This is a genomic window from Bacteroides sp. OF03-11BH (genome assembly GCF_003604005.1).
In the GTDB taxonomy this organism is placed as follows: domain Bacteria; phylum Bacteroidota; class Bacteroidia; order Bacteroidales; family Bacteroidaceae; genus Bacteroides; species Bacteroides ovatus.
Genome location: NZ_QTMW01000092.1, coordinates 1 through 5,001, shown reverse-complemented (window position 1 = coordinate 5,001; position 5,001 = coordinate 1). Strand labels below are relative to the sequence as shown.

Annotated in this window: 4 protein-coding genes; all 4 read right to left on the bottom strand. The window is 33.1% G+C overall.

The features are described from left to right. Positions 1–421: 421 nt before the first annotated feature. Genes DXA54_RS27420 through DXA54_RS27405 form a run of 4 tightly spaced genes read right to left on the bottom strand, consistent with a single transcriptional unit; the run spans position 422 to position 4,979 of the window. On the bottom strand, positions 422–1,318 hold the full coding sequence (locus DXA54_RS27420; RefSeq protein WP_083792324.1) for a DUF4422 domain-containing protein: 897 nt from the start codon (positions 1,316–1,318) through the stop codon (positions 422–424). Positions 1,319–1,321: 3 nt separating this feature from the next. Then, positions 1,322–2,857 carry a lipopolysaccharide biosynthesis protein gene (locus DXA54_RS27415; protein WP_008648574.1) on the bottom strand — a complete coding sequence of 512 codons (1,536 nt, stop codon included), beginning with the start codon at positions 2,855–2,857 and terminating at the stop codon, positions 1,322–1,324. Positions 2,858–2,913: 56 nt separating this feature from the next. After that, positions 2,914–4,173 carry a protoporphyrinogen/coproporphyrinogen oxidase gene (locus DXA54_RS27410; RefSeq protein ID WP_008648575.1) on the bottom strand — a complete coding sequence of 420 codons (1,260 nt, stop codon included), beginning with the start codon at positions 4,171–4,173 and terminating at the stop codon, positions 2,914–2,916. Beyond that, positions 4,161–4,979 carry an NAD-dependent epimerase/dehydratase family protein gene (locus tag DXA54_RS27405; RefSeq protein WP_008648576.1) on the bottom strand — a complete coding sequence of 273 codons (819 nt, stop codon included), beginning with the start codon at positions 4,977–4,979 and terminating at the stop codon, positions 4,161–4,163. The genes DXA54_RS27410 and DXA54_RS27405 overlap by 13 nt, the downstream gene beginning before the upstream one ends. Positions 4,980–5,001: the final 22 nt, after the last annotated feature.

Here is a 5,001-nt window from a genome sequence, read left to right as displayed (position 1 = left end):
TAAAAATTATAATAATAATTTGTGGTGTCGGTATCGTCTAAGTGCCTTCTTTTTTAAGAATTGGATGTATAATTTTTCCTTCCAATAGCTTAGCTGCTTGTTTCTTATAAGAGAAGGGTCAAAGCTATATGATTCTTCTTCGATATACGTGACATTATACCCACGCTTTTCCCATTCAATCTTCAGATCTATATACAGGTTAAGAAATGTGGGTGCTATAAGTAATACTGATTTCATATTTCTATTTTTTTATTACCCTAACAGGATTTCCTGCTACAACACAAAAAGAAGGTACATCTTGAATTGCAACTGAATTTGCTCCTATTATACATAAATGCATCCTTTTTGATTACGATGTAAAGCTAGCTAGGATATCAATTACATACAAGACGTAGAAATTGAACGCTTACTTTTTCATTATTTACAACTTTATATTACTATAGTCAGTTGTGTTGTTACCCTTTACTGCACTATTAAATAATACAGTAAATTCTTTCACTTTTAATCCTTCTGCCTTTTTTTTCAAAATAAATGTATTAGTTAAAAGTTCACCAACATATCCAAAGACTCTATATAATGCAAATTCCTTATTGAGATCAATATAATGTTTTTTATTCAATAATTCGTTTTCCAACAAATCAAATACCTCGAAAACAAAAGAACAATATTCGTCAAATATTTCATTACGCATAATTTCTAGATTAGCATAATAAAGACAGCTTCCCCTCAGTGTCTTTTCAAAATATGGATAGTAATTAGGATACTGTTTTTTTAATATTAGACGTAATAAACGCATTATTATTGTTCCCACTCTTTCATCAAAATATTCTTCAACAGTTATTCTATAAAAATGATAAGGTTTAGGTACGACTATATCGCAACCACGCTCAAACAAATTAGGCAATTTTCTCAAAAAACAATCTAGTTTTTCTTTATATTCCTCACTACTTTTACATTCCACTATCTCATTGTAAGTTATAGCTGAATGCTTGAACATATTTTTGGCATAATTTATCAATAGTCCAGTATAGATTCCAAATCTTTTAGACAGAGAGATGTTTTCCAACGTAAAAGAACGTCTATGATGCACCATACCTTTATATTCAGAAAACATATTCTTCCACAACCAATACACACCTGAATATTCACTATAACTAGGATGTTTTAATGAACGATTGTCACCCGTATTATCTTTCTGAATTCCCATCTCAATACCTGTTTCATAAAAACCTAATTGGATAGGAATACAATACTCATTACATATATATGTTGGCTCTGGCAAATAATAACATACACCTATTGACATTTTTCTATTCATTGATTATTTATTTAATTGATTATTTATATGTAACTTCTTTAAAACTAAAATTCTCATATTAGGAGTCATCCCCCATACAAAAATCACCAAAGTAGAAGTAATGAGACTCACACTACTTACGACTAAAAAACTGGACCAGCCTGATTCCATCTGTTCTGAAATAATATATGGAATAATAAACATTACTGCTGCACCAGGAATTACATTGAAATATACCTCATGAAGTACCCTTTTGATTGACAAATATGTATATCGATTAGCAAAGTATAGATTACAACCATTAAGATACAACCAGATTGTTGCACTTGCGATATAAACTGTTACAGGAGAATAGCCTGTTTTCAACAATATATATGATATTGGAAAAATCAAAATCAGGAGAGAAGCCCATATAGAAGGCCATTTCATTCTGCCTGAAGCATGAATTAACATACCCACAGGATAGCTAAGTGGGTTCCATGCTGATTGAATTAAAATAATTTGTACAAACACAGGAGTATACTCGGGATAATCTCCAAGCCAAATTTTAAGTACAAATTCGATCTCTATAAAAATGGGAATTGCGATGAGAAGATATAAATACTCAGCAATACGACAATTATATATCACTAAACGATGAAGTTTATCATATTCATTTGCTGCATACAATTTCACGATTTGTGGATTTACAGCAGTTTGGAAATTATTAACAAAATTCAAAAGAAAAGTATTGACTGTTATCGACAAGCCTCTTGCAGCATTAACAATAGTCCCACAAAATATATTCAGTAGAATATTGATACCTTGGTTAGTGAAAAATCCAATACTTCCTCCAACTATATTCCATCCACTATATGAGGCAAACTTTTTGGCCAAATTTCCATCCCATGCAATTCTAAATGTACATTCACTGAATTGCCTCCGGCTATAGAAATTATAGATGACAGCAGATGTGAGGTTTACAACAAACACCACCACAGCATATAATACCAGCTTATCAAAAGTAACATATTGTAGTATTATCACCAACATAAGTTTCATCACTACATCATAAATACTCATATAGGCATACATACTCATTTTTTCATGGGCAATGAGACAAGCCTGGAACGGTAGCTGGATTAGGTTTATCAAAAAACCTAATATCGTGAACTGATACACCCACAATGCAGCAGTCATACGTCCATCCGGTATCTTAAGATATTCGTAAAAGAACCACAGACCTATAGTTTCAGACAATAGCAATATGACCACAGCAATAGCCAGATGAAGCCCCAATACCATAGAGAATGTACTTTGCAGTTTTTCAAAGTTTTTTTCTCCCAAAGCAAAAGTCAGAAACCTTTGTGTTCCCACCGTTAAAGCTCCGCTGAACATTGAGAACATGGTAAGGATACCACCAATTACGTTATACAATCCATAATCAGAATCTCCCAATACTCGTAGCACTATACGCGATGTATACAATGACACAATCATTGTTAAGAACATTCTGATATATAAGTATATTGTATTTTTTGCTATCCGTTTATTGTTTTCTTGTTCAGTAGTTGACAACATTCTTTTTTACCGTTATTTTAAGACACAAAATAATCCTTTCGATTTTTTTCTTAAAGTCATCTTTTCCTTAACCCACTCAATAAGCTTTGATCACTCCACAGATAATCCCATTCTCCAAAACGTCCAATAGTCTCTATGCCTATCGACCATAAATAATCACGAACTATTTTACGCATAGTATAGATATTCTGATCAAAAATCACATTTGCATATTTTTCATAACGTACATCTATAAAAAGAATATCTTCTTGTTTTATCACATTTAGTTTTATAAGCTTACCCACAGATTGACTAATCAATTCCTCATTCGTATATTTACCTTGTTCACAATAAATTTCCAATTGTAGCGAAGAACATCCCTCAGGAGCATTATCTGGAGATTTCAGAGAAGGGGAATACACGCGGGCCGGAAGAATATCCTCATCGTATATATACCACCACAAATAAGGAGGAATATCTTTTGTTTTCAAACCTACAGAAATTTGATAACCACAAGTACAACGAAGCATCTTAGCAGCAGATAGCACTTCTTCTGGTACATCAGACAACATTTTCACTATCATAGGCAAAGGAAGACTACTAATGAGCCGATTGTAAGTATATTCTGTACCACTGGCAGTATGTAAACTTTTACTCTGTGGTGATATTTTTATTACCTCCTCATTATAACGAATATCTTGCCCCATAGCCAAAGTAACAAGGTATTGTTTATAACCTCCTTTTACTGGATAACACATTTCTTTCGAATAATAAGTTACTGGAGTATCTGCCGTTTGCGCACCTTGTATCACTTCATCAAGCGAAGGCTGATAAAGACGACTACCGATCCAACGAGTTTCAAGGTCATAAGCATCAGTCATCCAATATTTACGAGTGTACACCATAGGAAAGTGTTCAGCAAAATAATCACTATATTGAATACGAAGCCATTGTTCATAATTTTCTACCACTAAAGAATCCACTTTGGGTCTGCCACGAAAATCAGCTATAATTTTTTCTTTTTCTTCCTTCGGCAATGGGAAAAGATTATTTTGAGCTGGGTGCTTTATCCATAATCCATTATAGAAGTTAAATGGATTAGGTTTATGGCAATATATTTCTGGACTACTATCTACAAAGAATTTATTTACTTTCTCATCTTTAGTAAAAGAGAAATGTACAAAGCAATCAAAACGAAATCCTTCGATGGTAAAATTACCACAAAGTCCTCCATAGGTTTCGTCTTTTTCTAAAATTATTGGATTATTCCCATTTTGAGCAAGAGAGTACCCTGCCCCCAATCCCGAAATACCAGCACCTAATATTATTGTATGCATGAGAAAGTCTTTAACCGTGTTACAATATCAAAATGCAAAGAATGCCCTACAATTGTCTCCAACTTATTTATAGAACACTTTAAATCCATGACTTCATTTTCTCGATATGGCAATGCACCATAATTAATCAGTGAAGTACTACCAATATTAGCTTTACAAATTTCAATGATTTCACGTAGTGAAATGCTTATGCCACTAGCTACATTTACAATTTCACCTATTATGCATGAATGATGTTCTATGAGTTTTCCTATACACCATGCAAAATCTTCCACATAAATAAAATCACGCTTTTGTTCGCAGAATGTAACATCAAGTTGTTTGTTCTCTTTTAGCTGGGTTATGATATATGGAATAAATTTACTAGCACTTTGATAAGGTCCAAAGAGGTTACCCGGACGAACTACCATAACCGGGAAACCATAATTATTATGGAGCATCAAAGCTGTATTGACTGTTAATTGCTTTACAAGTGCATAAGGAGAATTTGGAACCTCGCGTATTGTTTCAATAAAAGGCACTCCTTCGTTCCCATATTCTTCACTACTCCCAAACTGAATGAAAAGTTTCAACTGAGAACAATCCTTAAATCGATTATACAAGTTTAGCAAAACTTTTAGGTTACTACTTATTAATCCGTCAAAGAGAGAAATATTACGTTCTGCCGTTACTATAGAGGCTAAATTTATGATATAGTCTGGCAAAGGATAATCTTCCGGTACCTGCTGTTCCACTAAATCTATTTTCAAAGTTTTTACGGCAGGGCGTTCTAAAAAATAATGGCACTTAGACGATACCGACACCACAAATTATTATTATAATTTTTAG

Bases quoted from the DNA above. Each gene is read 5' to 3' on its own strand.
- DXA54_RS27420 (WP_083792324.1), bottom strand. From the start codon at position 1,318: ATGAATAGAAAAATGTCAATAGGTGTATGTTATTATTTGCCAGAGCCA.
- DXA54_RS27415 (WP_008648574.1), bottom strand. From the start codon at position 2,857: ATGTTGTCAACTACTGAACAAGAAAACAATAAACGGATAGCAAAAAAT.
- DXA54_RS27410 (WP_008648575.1), bottom strand. From the start codon at position 4,173: ATGCATACAATAATATTAGGTGCTGGTATTTCGGGATTGGGGGCAGGG.